Source organism: Streptomyces sp. NPDC052301 (assembly GCF_044593395.1).
Taxonomy (GTDB): Bacteria; Actinomycetota; Actinomycetes; order Streptomycetales; family Streptomycetaceae; genus Streptomyces.
Map to the genome: position 1 here is coordinate 35,040 of NZ_JBIUBE010000015.1, position 17,911 is coordinate 52,950.

At 71.2% G+C, this 17,911-nt stretch carries 18 protein-coding genes and 4 pseudogenes; 14 read left to right on the top strand and 8 right to left on the bottom strand.

Translation table 11 applies throughout. The features are described from left to right. Positions 1-172 precede the first annotated feature (172 nt). Positions 173-946, top strand: coding sequence for a hypothetical protein (locus ACIHEJ_RS32645; RefSeq protein ID WP_400140918.1), 774 nt, complete (start codon positions 173-175; stop codon positions 944-946). 258 nt (positions 947-1,204) lie between these two features. After that, positions 1,205-1,498 (top strand): DUF1330 domain-containing protein, encoded by a 294-nt coding sequence (locus tag ACIHEJ_RS32650; RefSeq protein ID WP_400140920.1) that lies wholly within the window; start codon positions 1,205-1,207, stop codon positions 1,496-1,498. On the opposite strand, the pseudogene ACIHEJ_RS32655 reads toward ACIHEJ_RS32650, so the two are convergent. Beyond that, positions 1,497-1,658 (bottom strand): annotated as a pseudogene (locus ACIHEJ_RS32655) (site-specific integrase); the annotation flags it as partial. The gene ACIHEJ_RS32650 and the pseudogene ACIHEJ_RS32655 sit on opposite strands and share 2 nt — an antisense overlap. Here ACIHEJ_RS32655 and ACIHEJ_RS32660 point away from each other — a divergent pair. The 3 genes and pseudogenes from ACIHEJ_RS32660 to ACIHEJ_RS32670 all read left to right on the top strand — a co-directional run. After that, positions 1,611-2,153: a hypothetical protein gene (locus ACIHEJ_RS32660; protein WP_400140922.1), complete on the top strand. Its 543-nt coding sequence runs from the start codon at positions 1,611-1,613 to the stop codon at positions 2,151-2,153. The pseudogene ACIHEJ_RS32655 and the gene ACIHEJ_RS32660 sit on opposite strands and share 48 nt — an antisense overlap. A 100-nt stretch (positions 2,154-2,253) precedes the next feature. Beyond that, positions 2,254-2,991 carry a dienelactone hydrolase family protein gene (locus tag ACIHEJ_RS32665; RefSeq protein WP_400140924.1) on the top strand — a complete coding sequence of 246 codons (738 nt, stop codon included), beginning with the start codon at positions 2,254-2,256 and terminating at the stop codon, positions 2,989-2,991. Between the two features lie 28 nt (positions 2,992-3,019). Beyond that, positions 3,020-3,196, top strand: a pseudogene (locus tag ACIHEJ_RS32670) (SAM-dependent methyltransferase); the annotation flags it as partial. A 28-nt stretch (positions 3,197-3,224) separates the two neighbouring features. Here ACIHEJ_RS32670 and ACIHEJ_RS32675 read toward each other — a convergent pair. After that, on the bottom strand, positions 3,225-3,671 hold the full coding sequence (locus tag ACIHEJ_RS32675) for a MarR family transcriptional regulator (protein WP_400140926.1): 447 nt from the start codon (positions 3,669-3,671) through the stop codon (positions 3,225-3,227). Between the two features lie 375 nt (positions 3,672-4,046). On the opposite strand from ACIHEJ_RS32675, the pseudogene ACIHEJ_RS32680 reads away from it, so the two are divergent. Together ACIHEJ_RS32680 and ACIHEJ_RS32685 are read left to right on the top strand one after the other, a co-directional pair. Beyond that, positions 4,047-4,345, top strand: a pseudogene (locus ACIHEJ_RS32680) (XRE family transcriptional regulator). After that, positions 4,342-5,932 (top strand): annotated as a pseudogene (locus ACIHEJ_RS32685) (helix-turn-helix domain-containing protein). Before ACIHEJ_RS32680 ends, ACIHEJ_RS32685 begins: the two co-directional pseudogenes overlap by 4 nt. Positions 5,933-6,081: 149 nt before the next feature. Here the strand turns inward: ACIHEJ_RS32685 and ACIHEJ_RS32690 are convergent. Continuing rightward, positions 6,082-6,765, bottom strand: a complete 684-nt coding sequence (locus ACIHEJ_RS32690; RefSeq protein WP_400140928.1) for an NADPH-dependent F420 reductase — start codon at positions 6,763-6,765, stop codon at positions 6,082-6,084. A gap of 74 nt (positions 6,766-6,839) precedes the next feature. Between ACIHEJ_RS32690 and ACIHEJ_RS32695 the strand changes: the two genes are divergently transcribed. Continuing rightward, a complete protein-coding gene (locus tag ACIHEJ_RS32695; protein WP_400140930.1) occupies positions 6,840-7,220 on the top strand; it encodes a winged helix-turn-helix transcriptional regulator in 381 nt (126 codons plus the stop codon). Here the strand turns inward: ACIHEJ_RS32695 and ACIHEJ_RS32700 are convergent. Next, a complete protein-coding gene (locus ACIHEJ_RS32700; RefSeq protein WP_400140932.1) occupies positions 7,217-8,041 on the bottom strand; it encodes an IS5 family transposase in 825 nt (274 codons plus the stop codon). The two genes, ACIHEJ_RS32695 and ACIHEJ_RS32700, sit on opposite strands and share 4 nt — an antisense overlap. 123 nt (positions 8,042-8,164) lie before the next feature. Further along, positions 8,165-8,551, bottom strand: coding sequence for a winged helix-turn-helix transcriptional regulator (locus ACIHEJ_RS32705; protein WP_400140934.1), 387 nt, complete (start codon positions 8,549-8,551; stop codon positions 8,165-8,167). Positions 8,552-8,704: 153 nt separating this feature from the next. On the opposite strand from ACIHEJ_RS32705, the gene ACIHEJ_RS32710 reads away from it, so the two are divergent. The 3 genes from ACIHEJ_RS32710 (at position 8,705) to ACIHEJ_RS32720 (ending at position 11,334) form a co-directional block, all read left to right on the top strand. Next, entirely contained in the window at positions 8,705-10,099 is a 1,395-nt protein-coding gene (locus tag ACIHEJ_RS32710) for an MFS transporter (protein ID WP_400140936.1), read from the top strand. 54 nt (positions 10,100-10,153) lie between these two features. Beyond that, complete coding sequence (locus ACIHEJ_RS32715) at positions 10,154-10,849, top strand: IS5/IS1182 family transposase (protein WP_400141236.1); 696 nt, start codon at positions 10,154-10,156, stop codon at positions 10,847-10,849. Between the two features lie 131 nt (positions 10,850-10,980). After that, on the top strand, positions 10,981-11,334 hold the full coding sequence (locus ACIHEJ_RS32720; protein ID WP_400140938.1) for a hypothetical protein: 354 nt from the start codon (positions 10,981-10,983) through the stop codon (positions 11,332-11,334). 155 nt (positions 11,335-11,489) lie between these two features. Here ACIHEJ_RS32720 and ACIHEJ_RS32725 read toward each other — a convergent pair whose 3' ends face one another. Continuing rightward, a complete protein-coding gene (locus ACIHEJ_RS32725; RefSeq protein WP_400140940.1) occupies positions 11,490-12,716 on the bottom strand; it encodes a glucuronyl hydrolase in 1,227 nt (408 codons plus the stop codon). Positions 12,717-13,098: 382 nt separating this feature from the next. Between ACIHEJ_RS32725 and ACIHEJ_RS32730 the strand changes: the two genes are divergently transcribed. Then, the gene (locus ACIHEJ_RS32730; RefSeq protein WP_400140942.1) at positions 13,099-14,082 is read left to right on the top strand and encodes a tetratricopeptide repeat protein; all 984 of its coding nucleotides are present in this window, start codon (positions 13,099-13,101) and stop codon (positions 14,080-14,082) included. 49 nt (positions 14,083-14,131) lie between these two features. On the opposite strand, the gene ACIHEJ_RS32735 is transcribed toward ACIHEJ_RS32730, so the two are convergent. After that, positions 14,132-14,716, bottom strand: a complete 585-nt coding sequence (locus ACIHEJ_RS32735; protein ID WP_400140944.1) for a TetR/AcrR family transcriptional regulator — start codon at positions 14,714-14,716, stop codon at positions 14,132-14,134. Positions 14,717-14,842: 126 nt separating this feature from the next. Here ACIHEJ_RS32735 and ACIHEJ_RS32740 point away from each other — a divergent pair, with 126 nt between their 5' ends. Then, on the top strand, positions 14,843-15,709 hold the full coding sequence (locus ACIHEJ_RS32740; RefSeq protein ID WP_400140946.1) for a class I SAM-dependent methyltransferase: 867 nt from the start codon (positions 14,843-14,845) through the stop codon (positions 15,707-15,709). Between the two features lie 92 nt (positions 15,710-15,801). After that, positions 15,802-16,224 (top strand): hypothetical protein, encoded by a 423-nt coding sequence (locus tag ACIHEJ_RS32745; RefSeq protein WP_400140948.1) that lies wholly within the window; start codon positions 15,802-15,804, stop codon positions 16,222-16,224. Between the two features lie 68 nt (positions 16,225-16,292). Here the strand turns inward: ACIHEJ_RS32745 and ACIHEJ_RS32750 are convergent, their stop codons facing one another. After that, positions 16,293-17,696 (bottom strand): SMI1/KNR4 family protein, encoded by a 1,404-nt coding sequence (locus ACIHEJ_RS32750; RefSeq protein ID WP_400140950.1) that lies wholly within the window; start codon positions 17,694-17,696, stop codon positions 16,293-16,295. Between the last annotated feature and the right edge of the window lie 215 nt (positions 17,697-17,911).

Below are 17,911 nucleotides of genomic sequence, written 5' to 3' on the forward strand. Positions count from 1 at the left end.
CCACCCCCGGGGGGGGGTGGGGGTGGTGTCGGGGGTGTGCGGGCGGGGGGGCGGGGGGGGCGGGGGGGGCCGCCCGGCCCCCCCCCGCCACCGTGAGACCGCGGGCCGCGCGCTGACCGCCGCCTGGTCGAAGGCGGACTCCGGCCGGTGGCCGGCCGGGCTGCTGCCCTGGATGACACATCAGGCGGCCGACGGCGACGCGCCCGCCGCACACGCCCTCGTCTCCGCCCAGCGCGACCGCTCCGACCCTTGGACGAGGGCCGCCGGGCACTACGTCGCCGCCTACGGCCCGTTCGGCGACGGCGACTTCCCCGCGGCCGAGCAGGGCTTCCGGACGGCGGTGGAGACGTTCCGGGCGCTGGGCGAGCGCTGGGGTGCCGCGCTGGCCCTGGACGCGCTGGCCGGCCTGGCCGGTGCACGGGGCGCGGCCACGGAGGCCGCCGCGCTCATCGACGAGGCGCTGGGCCTCGCCGAGGAACTCGGCGCCCTGGAGGACTGCGCCGACCTCCTGGTCAACCGCGGCGACCTGCGGATGCCCGCCGACCCCGGGGCGGCCCGCACCGACTACGACCGGGCCGCCGAGTACGCCCGCAGGGCCGGCAGCGAGCGCGCGCTGGCGGCGGCCCGGCGCGGGCTCGCGGACATCGCGCTGCAGGACGGGGACACGGCCACGGCACACCGGCTGTACACCCGGGCGCTGGAGCGGCTCGACCCGCACTGGGTGAAGGGGATCGGCAACCGCGTCCGCACCCTGGTCGGCCTCGCCCGGATCGCCCAGACCGACGGGGACCCCTCCGGGGCCGAGGCCCGCTTCCGGGAGGCGGCAGGGTCGGCCGCCCTGCCCGGCCACGAACTGCCCGACTCCCTGCGCTTGTTGGGCCTGCCGGAAGGGATGCGGGCGGAGGTGGTCCGACGAGCAGGGGCCGGTCGACGGCCGGGAGGGTGATCGCCCGCCGGACCTGCGACGAGGACGCGGAACTGTAGCGTCGGGTACTCCCTGGGTAGCGCCATCGGCGGCCTGATCCTCGCCGCGGGCACCGGCCCCGGCCACCTCTTCCCCGACGACAGCGCCTACACCACCGCGGCGCTGGTCGGCATCGGCGCCATGGCGATCACGACGCTGACAAGCCTCGCGCTCGCCCGCCGTCGCTCGTCCGAGACCAACCCGTAAGTCAGATGCACTCATCCCACCACTGGAGGTTCCATGCCCAAGGGCTACTGGGTCAGCGTCTACCGCACCATTTCAGACCCTGAGAAGCTGGCTGCTTACAACAAGCTGGCCGCTCCGGCCGTCGAGGCCGGGGGCGGTCGTGTCCTCGTCCGTGGCGGTCGGGTCGTGGCGCATGACGCCGGAATCGCCGAGCGCACCGTCCTGATCGAGTTCGACAGCTTCGAGCAGGCCGTCGCGGCGCACGAGAGCGCGGCCTACCAGGAGGCGCTGGTCGCCCTCTCCGACGGCGTCGAGCGCGACTTCCGCATCGTCGAAGGCATCGACTGACCGAGGTCCAGTCGGATTGCATGGCGCGAGCCTGCCCGTACGACAGCCGCGCGAGTCCGGTGTCCGGGCAGACGTCGCGCGGGCTGACGACCTTGCCGGGGTCCGGCTTGCGGTGGGTGACGAACACAGGCCCGCGGGTGCGGCCCTTGATCAGGCGGGGTTCAGCGTCGTCCGCCTCACCCTGGACGACGTCGCCCACGCCGAAGAGCAGACGGTTCTTCGGCTGGGCGAGCCGCCGTCCCCCGTTCCCGAACCGCTCGCGGAACTTCTGCTCCGCTGGATCGACCGCCGGGACAACATGAACACCGCGACCAACCACGCCTGCCGGTGGCTGTTCCCGGGCCGCCGAGCCGGGCAACCGCTCCGCCCCGATGTCCTTGCGGCCCTCCTCAACGACCTCGGCATTCCCACCACCGCCGGCCGCGCTGCCGCGATCCGTCAGCACGTGCTGGAGATGCCCGCCCCGGTCGTCGCGGAGGCTCTGAGCTACCACCGGGTTACCACGGCCGAGCTGGCCTCCCTGAACCTGCTACTCCGTAGGAAGGGGACTCAACGGAATCTGGATCAGTGCCCAGCGCGTGAAGGTGAGCAGAGCCTCGCCGGCGATGACCGAGACATGCGCCAAAAGGGCAACGGGATGATCTTGAAGCCCTGAGCGCCGGGCCCGTCCCGTATTTCAGAGGGACACCTACGCTGCTCTGCCGGCGGCAGAACACCGGCCGGACCGAGCTCGACGATCACTACAGTCCAGTCTCATGGCGACGATTACGACGCGTACGGTCGAGTACCCGGCCGACGGTTTGACGATGATCGGGCACCTCGCGCTCCCGGCCGGTGTCGACCGTCGGCCCGCGGTGCTGCTCGGACCAGAGGGCATGGGGCTCAGCGACGTCGAGCGCCGCCGGGCCGATGCTCTCGCCGGGCTGGGATATGTAGCGCTGGCCTTCGACCTTCACGGCGGGCGCTACTTGGGTGACCCCGAGGAGATGCTGGCCCGTTGCATGCCGCTGCTCGCTGATCCCGACCGGATGCGGCGCATCGGCCACGCGGCACTCGACGAGTTGCGCACGGAGCCCCGGACCGACCCCGACCGGATCGCCGCCATCGGCTACGGCACCGGGGGCGCCATCGCGCTGGAACTCGGGCGAGGCGGCGTCGACCTGCGCGCGATCGGGACAGTCAACGCAACCACCACGGGCCGACCGGGCGAGGCGGCGCGCATCCGCTGCCCGGTGTGGGCCGGGGTCGGATCGGAAGACCCGATCATGCCGCCCGCGCAACGAAACGCGTTCACCGCCGAGATGCAGGCCGCGGGCGTCGACTGGCGCCTCGCGGTCTACGGCGGCGCCTTGCACGCCTTCCACCACCCGCCGGTCGACCACCCCGTGGTCCCCGGTGTCGGCTACCACCCACCGCACGCGCAGCGAGCCTGGCGCGACGTCGTCGACCTGCTCGCCGAGTGCCTGCCCGTGACGGAGGACCTGGGGGCATGACCCACTCGTTCCACTGGCTCGACCGCGCACGTACACCACCGCCGAGTACCTGGACGTGCTGTGCACCTACTCCGGCCACCGGGCGCTGCCGGAAGCCGCCAGGGAAGGGCTGTCGGGGTGTGTCGCGCGCCTGATCGACGGACGGTGCGGCGGCCGGGTGGCCAAGGGCCACCTCATCGAGTCGGGGGTGTCCCACAGGCGGTGAGGCCTGGCCCCCGGAGGGGCCGTGGAGCTCAGCCGCCGGCCAGTTCGGCGTCCGCCCGCTCCGTGACCAGCGCCAGCACGCGGCCCGCGATCGCCAGGTCCTCGGCCGGAATGCCGGCGTACAGCCGGGCGGAGATCTCGGCGGTCTCGGCGGTGGTGTTCTCGTACAGGTCCCATCCGGCGTCCGTGAGCCGTATCCGGGACGCGTCCGCGGTGTCGACGTCCAGCAGCCTCGCGGCCGTCAGTTCCTCCACGACGTCGTGCACGACCGACGCGTCGGTCTTCAGTGAGCCGGCGACGTCGGCGACGAGTTCGTCGCGGCCGACGACCTCGCCCGCGACCACGACGGCCCGGAGCGTCACGCTGTGGTGGAACGTGGCGCCGTGGCGGGCCAGCACGCCTTCCAGGAGGGCGCGCCCGGCGTAGTGCGCCAGGGCGATGACTCGGCCGTTGACCGTGGGTGCTGTGGTGGTCATGTGACTGCTCCTTCTCGTTCTCGACGATAAGTACAGTACATGGCTACTATAGCCATGGCTACTATTTTCTCGCCGAGAGCCGACACCTCGTCAACGGGGCGGCCACTCCCGTCGGTCGGCCGGGGCGGGATTGGCCAGGATGTGCGGGCTGCCAGTGGCTGCGGGCGCGGGAGCCCTGGTACAGCTCACCCTGGACTGGGACACCCTCACCGCCGGTATCGACCCCGGCCGACCTCATCGTGTGGACCGCGGAACCCTGCCCCCCACCCACGACGGCCCGCGCCTGCTTGCCTCCTGGGCCGCCGGCACCGCCGCCCACGCCTCGGCCCGACCTCCGTATCGCATCGGCTGCCTTCCCGGCGTGCTGCGTACGCCATGGGCATGAGCCTCGATGATCGGGTGCGGTCCGCGGTGGCGGCGCTCCTGCATGCGACCGGCGAGTCGCAGACCCATCTCGCCGCCGCGTTGGGAGTGAGCCAGGCGCAGGTCAGCCGCCGTCAGTCCGGTACGGCCGCGTGGACGCGGTCGCCGCGCACTACGGCATCGATGTCCTCGACCTGATGGCGGGCCCGACCCGGGCCACCGAGTCACTGCCCCCGGCGCGCCGTCGCATTCCCGGCCGCCTCGCCGACCCCGCTCGCACCGCGGCCCGACAGGACGGGGGAGCCCGGTGACCGACTTCGACGCCATCGACGCCCTGCTCGCCGGCGCCAAGCAGGAGGCCCCGCTGCCCTCCGCCGAGGAGCGGCGCGCCCTGCGCGAAGGGCTCGATCTCTCGCGCACGCAGCTCGCGCAGGCCTTGAACGTCAGCCCGTTCACGGTCGGAGGCTGGGAGTCCGGCCGGGACCCAAGCGGAGAAGTACGCGAGAAGTACGCCTACTTCCTCGAAGGAGCGCGGACGAAACCGGCCGCCTTCGCGGCCGGGAACACGCCGGCCGAGAACGCTGCGGCCGAGGAGAGCGAGGCCGACGCCCCCGGACACCGCCGCGCAGGCCACAGGCCCCCACGACGACGCGGCACTGTCCTCGCCCGAACCCTGTGCCCTGTGCGGACAGCCCGCCCACCACCAGGTCGCGGGATTCCCGCAGCACCTGGACCCTGCCGAGTGCGGCACGCCCGAGTCGACGGCCGCGCCCGCAACCGCGCTCCAGCGGACGGCCGGGCCCACGCCCCCTGAGCAACCGGCGCGACGCACCCCACCGCAGCGCCCCACGCCCCCCGGCGGGCAGGTCGGCGCCGCGGCGCGTGCGGTCAAGGTCGTGCCCGTCGGCCGCCGCCTGAAGACGGCCGACACCCCGGACCTGATCGGCTCCGCCGTCACGGCCGCCCTCGCCGCACATGCCGGCGATGTCGAAGCGGCCACCGCAGCGCTGGTGAAGCGGGCGATCCCGGACGCGGTGGCGTTGCTGGACGAGACCCGCAAGGGCGGCCGGTACGACGTCGTCGCCCACCCGTGGCTGCCCGACATCCTGCGCAAGCAGACCGCCCGCGGCGCCGACCAGATCTGGGAGGGCAGGCCCAAGTGGTCACGGACCGAACTGCCGCCCGGCGAGCACGAGGTGACCGCGCTCGACGTCAACGGCGCCTACCTGTCCGCCCTCAAGACCCATCTGCCGCTCGGCCAGCTGGAACACTCCACCGGCAACCAGCACGACCGCCGTCGCGCCGGCGTTCACCTGATCACCCCGCCCGGCTGGGACCACGACGCCTACCTGCCCCACCCGATCGGCAGCAGGGACGAGCCCGGACCGCTGTGGGTGACCGAACCGACCCTGCGCCTGCTGCTGCGGCTGTCGGGCCCGAAGTACGAGCTGTGCGCCCCGCCCGAGATCCACGAGTCCTGGACCTCGGGTGCCACCGAAGGCCTCCTGGAGAAGTTCCGCGTCGCATTGAAGGACGCCCGCGACCGGGCGATCGCCGCCGACGACGAGGTGACGCTGGAGTACGTCAAGGCCATGTACTCCAAGTTCGTCTCCACGATGGGGGAGTCGAACTACAACCGGGAGCTGTACCGCACCGACTGGATGCACCTGATCCGCTCCCAGGCGTTCGTGAACCTGTGGTGGAAGGCCCACCGCGCCTACGACGAGGGTCTGATGGTCGTCCGTGTCATGGGCACCGACGAACTCCATGTGATCGGTGACCGGCGCGCGGTGTTCCCCGAGGGACGTGGCGTCACCGAGGTGAAGACCAAGGGCGTCTACACCGTCGGCAGCGCCGACGAGGACGGCCGCGAGCCCCGGGAAAGTCGGTGGACCTGAGGAGCACGGTCGCACAGCTCGACCGCGCTGATGATGGTGCGAGTGCGTGGGGGTGCATGGGATGAGGGTCCAGGTGTACGCGGCCGGGCTTCCGACGCCGCGAGCGAGCGTCCCGACCTCTTCCGACCGAACGAAACCCCTAAGAACCCCTAACGGAAAGCCCCCGTGCCGCCTTCCGTTTCCTGGCGGCTCGGTCCGGCCGCGTATGCCAGCGGAGGCGCGATTGCTTGCGCATCCGCCCCTTCGCCTACCCACAGGGCGATGAACAGCGCGGCGGTTGCTTCCAGGAGCCCTGCCCGTTCGAGACCGCCTCCAGCAACGGGTTTGCAGCCCACGTCCTGCACCAACTCGCGTACACGCGCGACGGCCGTCTCGTCGTCCCCGCAGATGGGCACGGCCAGTGGTCGCCCGTCGAAGACGGGCGGCCGCATGCGCCACACGTCCTCGTGGCAGAGATTGAAAGCCTTGACCACGTGGGCTCCCGGTGCCGCCGCGGCAAGTTGCTGCGCGGCTGAGGGGCCTCCTTCCGTCAGCAGCCGGAAGCCCGGCCCGACCGGGTTGGAGCAGTCGAGCAGCACCTTGCCCTCCAGGGCTGCGTGCAGGTCCCGTGCCACGTCTACTCCCGCCCCGAAGGGCAACGCGGCCAGTACCACCTGACCGGACTCGGCCGCCGCGCACAGACTGGCAGGCTTCACGCTCCCTCCGATGCGCGTCGCGAGCCGCTCCGCCTTGTGTGCGTCCCGTCCCCCGATGATCACCTCGTGCCCGGCCCGCACCCAGTGGGTGGCGAGCGCGTCAGCCATGTTGCCCGTTCCCAGTACGCCGATTCTCATCACGCGTTCCCTCTCCGTGCCTGCTTTGACGGTTCGTACCGACGCTAGAAGGCCGTTCGGGCACCATTTGGTACGTGACGACCGACGCCTTCCTCGCCGACTGCCGCGCCCGCCTCGCCTTCGACCTGCTCTCCAACACCTGGAACGCCGTGGTGCTCTGGGCGCTGCGCGACGGCCCCAGACGCCCGGTCGAACTGCGGGAGCGGATCGGGGGCATCAGCTCCAAGGTCCTCACCGAGACGCTGCGGCGGCTGCAGTTCAACGGACTGGTCGATCGGCAGGCACACCCCGACGCATCATCACGGGTCGAGTACCAGCTCACCGCTCTGGGACGGACCTTGTTGGCGCCCATCGACGCCGTCGGCGCATGGGCCTTCGAGCACGGCGATGAGGTTATGGCCGCCCAGGAAGCAGCATGCGCTCCCGACCCGCAGTCCGCTCGTCCAACTTGCTAGAGGGGCCAACAGCGTGAGCGCAGACGTCGCCAGCAGATGAGTGCAGACCCCAGGGTGAGGAAGGCTTCGTGAATGTCGTCGCGGATCTCCCAGCGGATCCGCAGGCGGCGGAACCAGTGCAGGTGGGCGAACGCGCGCTCCACGACCCAGCGTTGAGTGCCCAGACCGGAGCCGTGCTCGGTGCCGCGGCGGGCGATCAGCGGCTTCACACCGAGATCCCTGACCTTGCGGCGGTACTTGTCGTGATCGTAGCCGCGGTCGCCCACCACCACGTCCGGCCTGCGCCGAGGCCGGCCTCGCTTGCCCCGCACCGGCGGCGCCGCTTCGAGCAACGGTATGAGCTGGGTGACATCGTTGCGGTTGCCACCGGTCAGGGTGGCGGCGAGCGGGATTCCGGTGGGGTCGGTGATCAGGTGGTGCTTGCTGCCGGTTCTGCCACGGTCAACTGGGCTTCGGCCCGTCTTGGAACCCCCCTTCAACGCCCGGATGTGGGAGCCGTCGACGGCCGCTCGGAAGAAGTCCAGGGCGTTCGCGCGGCGGAGCTTGGCGAGGAGGACCTCGTGCAGCCGGGGCCACACCTCGGCCTCGGACCACTCGGCCAGGCGGCGCCAGCAGGTCATGCCCGAGCCGAAGCCAAGTTCCTGCGGCAGATGCTCCCAGGAGATCCCGGTATGCAGGACAAACAAGATGCCCTGGAAGACCAGCCGGTCTGGATGCCGCTTGCGTCCCGGGTGCCGGGTCCGACGCTCGACCTTGGGCAGCAGCGGCTCGATCACCGCCCATAGCGCGTCGTCGGCTTCCCACGGCTTCGGCCGCGCCACCCCGCACCCCCGGTTCATCAGTCCCGGAGTGGTCCAACCTCCTCGAAGATCATTTCGTTAGGGGTTCTACGGGCGTCCGCCGATAGGTGACCGTTCAACGCCTGCTGGGCCCCTCCGCAGGCGTCAGGAATCCGATGCGGCGGCGTCGTAGGTGGCGCGGGCGGTGGTGATGTCGGCTCGGTGGCGTTCTGCCCAGCCGACGAGCCCAGTAAGGGTCGCGTGGAGTTCGCGGGCCATGGACGTGAGGCTGTATTCCACCTTGGGCGGCACGGTGGGGTAGACGGTCCGGATGAGCAGGCCGTCGCGTTCCAGCTTGCGCAGGTTCAAGGTGAGCATGCGTCGGCTGATGCCCTTGATGGCGCGTTCCAACTCGGTGAACCGGACCGGACCGTTCGCGGCGGCGACGAGGATTCCGATGCTCCACTTTCCCGCGACATGGTCGAGGACCTCGGTGAGCGGGCACGCCTCGTTGCTGACCTGGTCGGACACATCGGTGTGACTGCGTGACACGAAAGTGCCTCCTTCCGCCGCCCGTCATGGTTACAGAAGATGACTGCTGTAACAAGTCATGCACCATTGGAAGGGGGGCTTGTGCCCAGAACCGTCTCATCAGCGCAGACATCGCGTTGGGCGGCCTTGGCCGTGCTCTGCGCCGGTCAGTTGATGGTCATCCTCGACGGGACCATCGTGAACGTGGCGCTGCCGGCCATCCAGCAGGACCTCGGTTTTTCCTCCTCGGCTCTGGCCTGGGTGGTCAACGTCTATCTGGTCCCCTTCGGTGGGCTGCTGCTGCTCTCCGGTCGGCTCGGCGACCTGATCGGGCGCAAACGCGTCTTCATCACCGGCTTGAGCATCTTCACCACCGCCTCACTGCTGTGCGGTGTGTCGCAGGATGCGGCAATGCTGCTCGCCTCTCGGTTCGTCCAGGGCACCGGCGGCGCGGTGACCTCCGCCGTCACCCTCGGCATGGTCGTAACGCTGTTCCCACAGCCGAAGGAACGGGCCAAGGCCATCGGCGTCTACAGCTTCGTCCAGTCAGCCGGTGGCTCGTTGGGTCTCCTCGCCGGCGGTGTCCTGACGCAGACCATCAGCTGGCACTGGATCTTCTTCGTCAACGTTCCGATCGGCATCGTGGCCGCCCTGTCGGCCGGGCGCATACTCGCGTCCGAGCACGGCACCGGCCTCGGTGAGGAGGCCGATGTCGTGGGCGCGCTCCTGGTCACCTCCGCACTGATGCTCGGTGTCTACACGATCGTCGAGACCACCAGCTACGGCTGGGCATCCGCGCACACACTGGGCTTCGGCGCCGCGGCTCTCGCCCTGCTCCTGGCATTCGTCACCCGCCAGGCGAAGGCGAGTCACCCGCTCCTGCCCCTGCGTGTGTTCCGCTCGCGCAACGTCTCAGGAGCGATGGGCATCCAGGCCCTCATGGTGGCCGGGATGTTCAGCTTCCAGTTCCTGTGCGTGCTTTACCTGCAGAAGGTGCTCGGCTTCGACGAGGTCCACACCGGCCTCGGCATCTTCCCGGTCTCGGTCGCGATCGGCGCACTGTCGCTCGGCTTTTCACCCAGGCTGATCTCACGATTCGGCCCCCGTGCCGTACTCCTTCCGGGACTCTTCCTGATCGCGACGGGCCTCGCAGTCCTCGGCCGCGTACCGGCAGACGGAAGTTACCTCGTGGACGTCCTGCCCGCACTGCTGCCGCTCGGTATCGGCTTCGGCCTCGCGATGCCGTCGCTGGCCACGCTCGCGATGTCAGCGGCCACCCCCCAGGACTCGGGGATCGCCTCCGGCATGTTCAACACCATGCAGCAGGTCGGCAGCGCCTTCGGCCTCGCGGCCCTCAGCACCCTGGCCGCCTCGCACGCCAATGCCCTGCTGGGCGACGGGACCACCACCACCTCCGCACTCACGGGCGGCTACCAACTCGCCTTCCGCATCGGCTCGTGCATCGTCGTCGCTGCTCTCCTCCTCGCCGCCACTCTGCTGCGCTCCCCCACCACGACACAGCGTCCAGCGGCCGAGAAGGAGCCGGTCACCGAGAACGCCACTCGCTGAGCAGACGGCGACGCCGCCCCGGATCGGGCAGGATCTGTGTTCGCAGGGGGAGATGTGCCTGTCGTGCCATCGCTGATCATCGCTCCCATCCGCGAGGTGTTCCTTGCATCCCTGCCGCAGCGGGTCACTACCCGTCCACTGGGATGCCATCGTCGACGCGTCCCGAACGAGGTGATCTTCGACAAGCTCATCGAGGTGCTGGTTTCCGGGACGGGGTACGAGCGAGCGGCGGACGCGACGTGCTCGGCGACCACCTTGCGCAGGCGCCGTGACGAGTGGATAGCCGCCGGCGCCGGCGAGGCCCTGCGCCTGGCCGCGGTCTCCGCCTACGACCGCATGATCGGCCTGGGCCTGGAACAACTCGCCGCCAATGGCTGCCGGACCAAGGCTCCGTCGGGCGCCGAGTGTGCGGGCAAGAGCCCCGTCGACCGGGCCGAACAAGGTGTCAAACGTTCACAGCTCACCGATGCCCAGGGCATCCCACCGGTCACCGAGCCCGCACCAGCCAACATCCGCGAGCACGCTCTGCTGCCCGGCACCCTCGACCGCTACGACGACCTCGCCAAGACGCTGGGCCCACTTTCCGAACAACCGGCGCCGAGCCCGGACGCGGGCTACGACTGCCGGCCGGTCCACGCCGACCTCGACACTCGAGGCATCACCGCGATCATCACCATCCGTAACCTCATCCGCCGGGCGTGGCCTCTCTGTCGCTGGCCCAACCGCCCACGAAGCCCCCGCATCCGGTGACCTACTGGCGAACGCTCTTGAGTGGACCCGAGCTGAGGCGGACCCCGGCGCAGGCGGCGCCATGGCCGATGCACGGGCACCCGTGGCTGAGGAAGCGTGCGGCGCCACGCCTCGAATGGGAGGATCAGAGGGTGTCCGTCATCAGCAAGCTGCAGATCAAGCCCGGTCAGAGCGTCGCGGTACTGGGCAAGCCCGACGACGTCCACCTGGAGGTCGAGGCCGCGGATGACGCGGCCTCGGCCGATGTGGTGGTCGCCTTCGTGACCACCTCCGGTGACCTCCTCGAAGCGGATGCGCAGGCGGTGCTCGCCGCCGCGCAGCGCGACGCCCTCGCCTGGGTGGCCTATCCCAAGGGCGGCAAGCTCGGCACGGATCTGAACCGCGACACCCTGGCCGCCGCGCTGTCCGAGCGGGGAGTACGGCCCGTGCGGCAGATCGCCGTCGACGACACCTGGTCGGCACTCCGGTTCCGTCCCGGCGTCTGATCCCCGGCGCCACCGCACGAGGTGTCCGCGCCTTGGGGGCGCCCTCGTCGAGCACCGGCCGGCGCCGCCGACAGGAACGGCTCCAGCCTCGCCCGCTGCTCCCGCTGAGACCCTTCGTGGACGCCGGCGCGTGACAGGCGGAAGCCCAGCGGCCGTCAGACGGTCGACAGGTCGATGGCCCGGTCGACGTCCTTCGGCTGCAGCACCCGCATGATGCCTTCCAGCAGGTAGTAGTCGGCGTACGGCAGGGAGATCTCGATCCCGTCCTCCGCCGGCCGGTTGCGGGTGCAGCGGGCGACGATCGCTTCCGCGCGGGACGATTTCCTCGTCAGGCAGGTCTCCGACAGTGCGGTGAGGATCCGCACGGCGACCTGCCGGTACGCGGGCCGGCCGCTCGCGGCCGACAGGTCGAGCAGCCCGCAGGCCATGGCCGCTCCCGCTGATGCGTCCTTGACGTCGTGCGGTTGTTGCGGCGCCCGGAAGTCCCACACGGGGACATGGTCCGCGCTCAGCGCTCCCACCGCGAAGTCGGCGAGTCTGCGTGCCGTGGACAGGAACTGCTGGTCTCCGGTGCGGCGGTACATGGTGGTGAACCCGTAGATGCCCCAGGCCTGCCCGCGGGACCAGCAGGAGGTGGGGCTGTAGCCCTGGACCGTGTTCGGGCCGATCGGTGCGCCGCTGTCGGGGTCGAAGTCGAAGACGTGGGGCGTCGAGCCGTCCGGGCGGGGAAAGACCTGCTGGGCGGTCCTGGCGTGCTCCACGGCGATGCGCAGGTATTTACCGTCGCCTGTCTGCCGGCTCGCAAAGGCCAGCAGGTCGAGGTTCATCATCGTGTCCATGATGACGCGGCCGGCGTTCTTCGGGTCGTCGAGCGCTCCCCAGGCCCGGATGAAGCGGCCGCGCGGGTTGTATCTCTGGATCAGAGAATCGGCTGCCTGGAGGGCTCCGGCGCGCCAGCTGTCCTCGCCCGTCAGCCGCCAGGCGGTGACCCAGGAGGGACAGAAGAGGAAGCCGAGGTCGTGGGTGGTGGTGTCGTAGCGGCGTGGAGCGAGCCTGCGGGCCGAGTCGAGTGCCAGCGTGCGGAACTCCTCGTCCTTGCTGTAGAGGTACGCCATCCACAGCGTTCCCGGCCAGAACCCTCCCACCCAGTCGCCGTTCTGGGAGTACACCCACTTCTCGAACTTCGTCCCGACGGGGAAGGCGCTCACGCTCGGCGCGACAGTCCGTAGTTTCTCCACCGCGTAGTCGGCCGCCGCACGCAGCGCGGCCGGATCCGGCACCGGCTCACGGTTGCCGGACGCCTCCGCGGCCCGTGCCGGTGAGGCGGCGGTCGCCGTGGCGCCGGCCGCCACCGTCAGCACAGCACGCCGGGACATGCTCATGGGTGACCTCCAACAAGCAGCCCATCTCGCAAGGACGTTGGGCGAGTCTGGCACGGTGGCCACCACTTCGTACACCCATATGTGCACTGTTCTTGTACGTGAACCACTGATGGTGATCGTTCTGCCGCGGGAGATCGGCCGAGCCATGGGCAGGTCAAGCCCGCCCCAATGGCCTCGAGGCCTCACTCGCGCATCGGATGGTCGGGCAGATCGAGCGGTAGAGGGGGCGTGGACCCCTCCTCGCAGGGCCGCCGACGCGTCAGGACCTCCACCACGCACCGGACGCCGCCGCCTGCACCGGGCGCGCTCCCGCTGAGCCTCCCTCCGGTCCGGTCGCCTACCCGGGACCGGACGCTGTCGGGACCAGGGATACCCTCGCACCGTGTCGAATCGAGCGGTGGCAGGTGGAACAGGGATCGCCCGCGTGTTGGCCCACTGCGGGGGCAGCCCGGCGGCGGCCGTGGACTACGTGGCCGGTGCCATCGCCTCCGCGCCGGAGGATCCCGAGCCCTATGCGGTGCTGGCCGAACTGTGGCGGGACAGACCGTCGGAGCTGGCCGACGTCGTGCGGCACGCCCGCACCTTGAGGACGGTCCTGGCGTCGTCCTGCATCAGCTTCCTCGAGGGCGACATGGACAACGCCGCCCTGGCCGTCGGATCGGTCACGGGGGTGCGACCCGACATCGCCTGGGCCAGGGCCCCGTGGTTCGGCGATGAGCGATTCCTCGGTGCGGTGAGCACCGGCGCGCTGGCCGAGGCCGCCCTGCGGACGACGGACCATGGGCACGATCTGGACACGGACAGCATGCGGGAACGCTTCCGGCCCTGGTTCCACGCCATCGACGTCGTCTCCGCCCGCGAGCCGTCGCCGGAGGCGTTGGCCAGGATGGCGATCCTGCTGCGGTCATGCGGTCTCACCGATGCGTCGTTCGCGCTCTGCGACCAGGCGGACGCCGTCGAGCGGATCATGCTGACGGAGGTCGTACGGGCGGGCACGTGGCGCAAGCTGGGTGATCCCGGACAGACCGTTGCGGCGTTCGAGCGCGCCCTCGACCTGGATCCGGCCAACTGGTCGCTCTACCTCGACCTGGCCGACGTGCGAGCCGAGCAGGGCGACTTCGCCGCCGCTGTCGGGCTGATCGAACAGGGCCTGGAGCACGAGCCGACCGAGCTCACCCTCCGCGCGGCCGGGGCGGCCTACCGGGCACGGCTCACCGGCTCGCCGGCCGCGCTGGACGAACTCGTGGAGCTGGCGCCGGACCTGCCGAACGACTCGTACCGGGACCTGCTGATCGACCACGCATGTGCCGGTCCCGAACTTCCCGCCGAACTCGTGGCTGCCGCCCGCCGCTTCCGCAGCAGCTGAGCGCCGCGCTCCTCGACGGTCGGCGCGAAGCGGCAGCCGACCCGCCGCGTCATCCCTCCACGAGCGCGGCCACCAGGCGCGTCATGGCGGGCCGCGGGTCGGGTGTGCCCGGCCAGCTGGTCATCAGCAGGTGGTGGGCGGTGCCGACGACGGCGAGCGCCACGGTGTGCGGGTCGACGGTCTCGGCCACCCGGCCGAGTTCGCGTTCTTCCTCCACGTAGCCGGTGATGGCCTCCTGGATCGCGGCGAAGCCGGGTGCCCCGCCTTCCAGGGCCTTGCGGATGCGCAGCGCGGCCGCGGGACGGGTCATGGCGACACCGGCTATGGCGGGGCCACCGGAGTCGAACAGCGCAAGGGCGACGGCGTCGAGGTTCCGTGCCACGGTGCCCTGCCCGGCGAGCCTCGACAGGGCCTGCGCCTTCGCCGCTGTTCGCGCGAACCGGTCCAGGCACAGCTCGGCCACGAACTCGTCGAACCCCGCGAAGTGCGCGTGCAGCAACCCCTTGGCACAGCCCGCCTCCGTGGTGACGGACCGGCTGGTGAGCGCGCCCGGGCCGCCCCTCTCCACGACGCGCTCGGCTGCTGCGAACAGCCGCTCGCGCACGTCCGGCGTCGCCACTCCGCGCGGTGACATGGGTGGACCTCCCGTTCTCTCTCCAGGGGCAACTCCTCAGATGCTAGCGGGGGGTTGCCAGTTTGGGCACGCGCCCATACTGTTTGGGCGCGTGCCCATTCTCCGTCATCCATCGCGGGAGGAACCGTGTCGGACGTCGTCAACACCGAGCAGGCGCAGGCGTGGAACGGTCCCGAAGGTGCGCACTGGGCCCGCCATCAGGACCGCTGGAACGCCGTGAACGAAGGCTTCGACGAGCCGTTGCTCGACGCCGCCGGCATCACCGGCGGCCACCAGGTCCTCGACCTCGGCTGCGGCTCCGGGCAGACCACCCGCCGCGCCGCGCGCCGGGCCCGGGGAGGCCGGGTGCTGGGCTTGGACCTCTCCGGCCCGATGCTGGCCGAGGCGCGCTCCCGGACGGAGCAGGAGGGCCTCGGGAACGCCTCCTTCGTCCAAGGCGACGCGCAGGTGCATCCCTTCGAGGCGGGCGCGTTCGATGCGGCGATCAGCCGCTACGGGGTGATGTTCTTCGCTGATCCGGTGGCTGCCTTCGGCAACGTCGGCCGGGCGCTTCGGCCCGGCGGGCGCCTGGCGTTCGTCTGCCCGGCGGACGCCGCGCTCAACGACTGGGTGGCTGCGGTGGCGTCACTGCGTGATCTCCTGCCGGTGGGCGACTTCGGAGCGCCGGGCCTGCCCGGCATGTTCTCCCTGGCCGCACCGGACCGCATCCGCGACATCCTCACCGCCGCCGGCTTCACCGGCATCGCCGTCAACCAGGCGCAGGTCTACGGGACATGGGGCGAGGGGGCCGCGGACGCGGCGGAGTTCCTGCTGGGCACGGGCCCCGGCCGCCATCTGCTGGAGCAGGTCGACACGACCGCTCGGACCCGTGCCCGCCGTGCCCTGACGGCCCATCTGCGGGACCATGTGGCGGCGGACGGCACGGTGCGGCTGCGCAGTACGTCGTGGCTGGTCACAGCCGACCGCCCGGCCCACCCCTCGGCCGGGTCCTGAGTCCCTCGGCCGGGCCCTGAGTCCTCTTCGTCATACGGGGAGCACTCCTCCTCGAAAGTCCTTGGGTCGCTGTGCCGTCTATGATCACGGGTATGTCCGTCCTGCGTGAGCGTTCCGCCCTGAGTCAACTGGCCGCCGGTGAGCGGCTCTTGGGGTACGGCACCGTCGTCCCCGCCAAGAGCGCCAAGGGCATCGGTGTCGGCGGAGCCGTCGCGGGCCGGCTGGTCAGCAGCGTGGGCGGGCAGTCCGGCGGGGGCGGCAGCATCGCGGCGGGGATGCCGCGCACCTCGGGCGCGCTGCTGCTGCGCGTGACCGACCAGCGTGTCGGGCTGGTCCAGCCCCTGGACGGCACCCCGGTCTGGGAGGTGCCGCGGGGCTGGGTGACGCGGGTCGAACGCCGGCCCCGGACACAGCTGATGGCCCGTTTCCGGCTGCACTGCGTGGACGGCTCCTGGCTCGCCTTCCTCACCATGCGGCGCCGCACGCTCGAGCAGTTCCACTCGCTCATCGGCTGATCCGTGGAAGGGGGCGTCCGCCGACCCCTGTGCGGGGCCCGGTGCCGTGCGACGACCGGGCCCGCTCGCTACGACACGGGTCCGAGGTCGCCTTCGAGGACGGTCCGGATGATCTGGGGCCGGTCCCAGAGGGCCAGGAGCTCATTGGCGAGGGCCACGATCGACAGGGGGGACTGGTCGTGCTGCACCGTGATGGCTGCGGCCGACAGGCCCGGTGGGACGGCCCCCGCGTCGAGAAGGACCCGCCATTCCCGCGGACCGAGTTCCAGGAACTCCAGTCCGGTCAGCCCGGCGATCTCCAGAGGGTCGGCGAGCGTGCCCGGGTAGGCGCTGAGGGTGCGCAGGCGGGGCAACCCGGCGACCGGGGCGAGGCTGAGCGGCTCGGCTTCCCAGACACCGATGGACAGGACCTCCAGCCTCGGGTGCGCGGCGGCCTCGATGCCGGGCAGGCTCCGGATGTTGACGTGCGCCACGGCGGGCCGTTCGTGCCCGGCCGGGCCGCCGGTCGGCTCGCTGAGCCGGCCCATGACCAGGTCGGTCAGCGAGTCGGCGACCAGAGCGGCGCCGATGTTCTCCTCGTGGCTGAGCATGATGACCTGTCCCACGTGCCCCCGGGGGCCGGGTGTCAGATCGAGCGCCAGCCGGTCGCCGCCGCCGTTGTCCCCGAAGACGATCCAGCCGGGTGAACCGACGAGCCCCTGCACTGTGGCGTCGGGCGGGGTGACGACCGCTTCCTTCGCCGCGAACCTCCAGGGACAGCGGCGGGACGCGGCGTCGGCGACGTACAGGTCGTCCAACGGGAAGAGCTCACAGCGGACCACCGTGACGTGACGTACCACCGCCTCGTAGTCGTCGGTCCGGTCCTCCCACCGCGACCGCGTCACCCGGTAGAGCGCCTTGAGCTCCTCGGGCAGGGTGATGCCGAGCCGGGCTTCGGCAGCGGAGATCTCCGCCTCCGTCGCGCCGACGGCGTCGGGCAACCGCTCACGCAGCGTCCGCTCCAGCAGCTCCGGATCCGCCGAAGGGGCGGGGACGGCCCCGGGCACCGGATCGGGAAGACAGCGCCAGGGCTGCGGAACGGCGCCCTCGACCAGGATGAGGGCGCCCGGGTGCGGGGTGCCGATGCCGGACTCCACAGCGGGGCTGGGCCCGAGCAGGCTCAGTGCAGCCTCTCCGGCAGGGGAGATCCGCGCGGTGAACGAGATGCTCTCGAGACCGGCGTCCACGAGCCCGCGCTGCACCCGCTCCACTGCCTGGAACTCCTCCCGCGTGTCCGCGGCCTGCACGGCTCGACCGGGCGCGGGAACCTGCCGCTGCACGGGCAGACTCCAGCTTCGCCTGCCGATGCGTCCCGCCGCGTGGACGGACGGGTCGGCCTGCGCCTGTGCGCCGCGGTCCCGCAGCAGCCGCAGTACGGGCTCCCAGGTCGCGAAGTCGTGTATCGAGCTCGGAGCGATTGACTGATCAACCATGCGCAGACCGTACGGGAGACCACTGACACCGAAGGTCCCCGGTGCCACGGGGGACGTCCGCCGAGCCGCGCGGCCCGGGAACAGGCAGCCGCCCTCGTACGGGCCTTCCCGGAGCGGTCGGTCCAGCGGCCGGCGGAGCACCTGATCACCCCTGGTCACCGCGGCCGCCCTCGGCCATGCTGGACCCTCCACCGAGCCTTCCGGGAGTGAACCGC

Coding starts and splice junctions, on each gene's coding strand:
- ACIHEJ_RS32690 (WP_400140928.1), bottom strand. CDS start 6,765: ATGAGAATCGGCGTACTGGGAACGGGCAACATGGCTGACGCGCTCGCC.
- ACIHEJ_RS32645 (WP_400140918.1), top strand. CDS start 173: ATGACACATCAGGCGGCCGACGGCGACGCGCCCGCCGCACACGCCCTC.
- ACIHEJ_RS32665 (WP_400140924.1), top strand. CDS start 2,254: ATGGCGACGATTACGACGCGTACGGTCGAGTACCCGGCCGACGGTTTG.
- ACIHEJ_RS32750 (WP_400140950.1), bottom strand. CDS start 17,696: ATGGTTGATCAGTCAATCGCTCCGAGCTCGATACACGACTTCGCGACC.
- ACIHEJ_RS32710 (WP_400140936.1), top strand. CDS start 8,705: ATGGTCATCCTCGACGGGACCATCGTGAACGTGGCGCTGCCGGCCATC.
- ACIHEJ_RS32675 (WP_400140926.1), bottom strand. CDS start 3,671: ATGACCACCACAGCACCCACGGTCAACGGCCGAGTCATCGCCCTGGCG.
- ACIHEJ_RS32725 (WP_400140940.1), bottom strand. CDS start 12,716: ATGAGCATGTCCCGGCGTGCTGTGCTGACGGTGGCGGCCGGCGCCACG.
- ACIHEJ_RS32650 (WP_400140920.1), top strand. CDS start 1,205: ATGCCCAAGGGCTACTGGGTCAGCGTCTACCGCACCATTTCAGACCCT.
- ACIHEJ_RS32745 (WP_400140948.1), top strand. CDS start 15,802: ATGTCCGTCCTGCGTGAGCGTTCCGCCCTGAGTCAACTGGCCGCCGGT.
- ACIHEJ_RS32735 (WP_400140944.1), bottom strand. CDS start 14,716: ATGTCACCGCGCGGAGTGGCGACGCCGGACGTGCGCGAGCGGCTGTTC.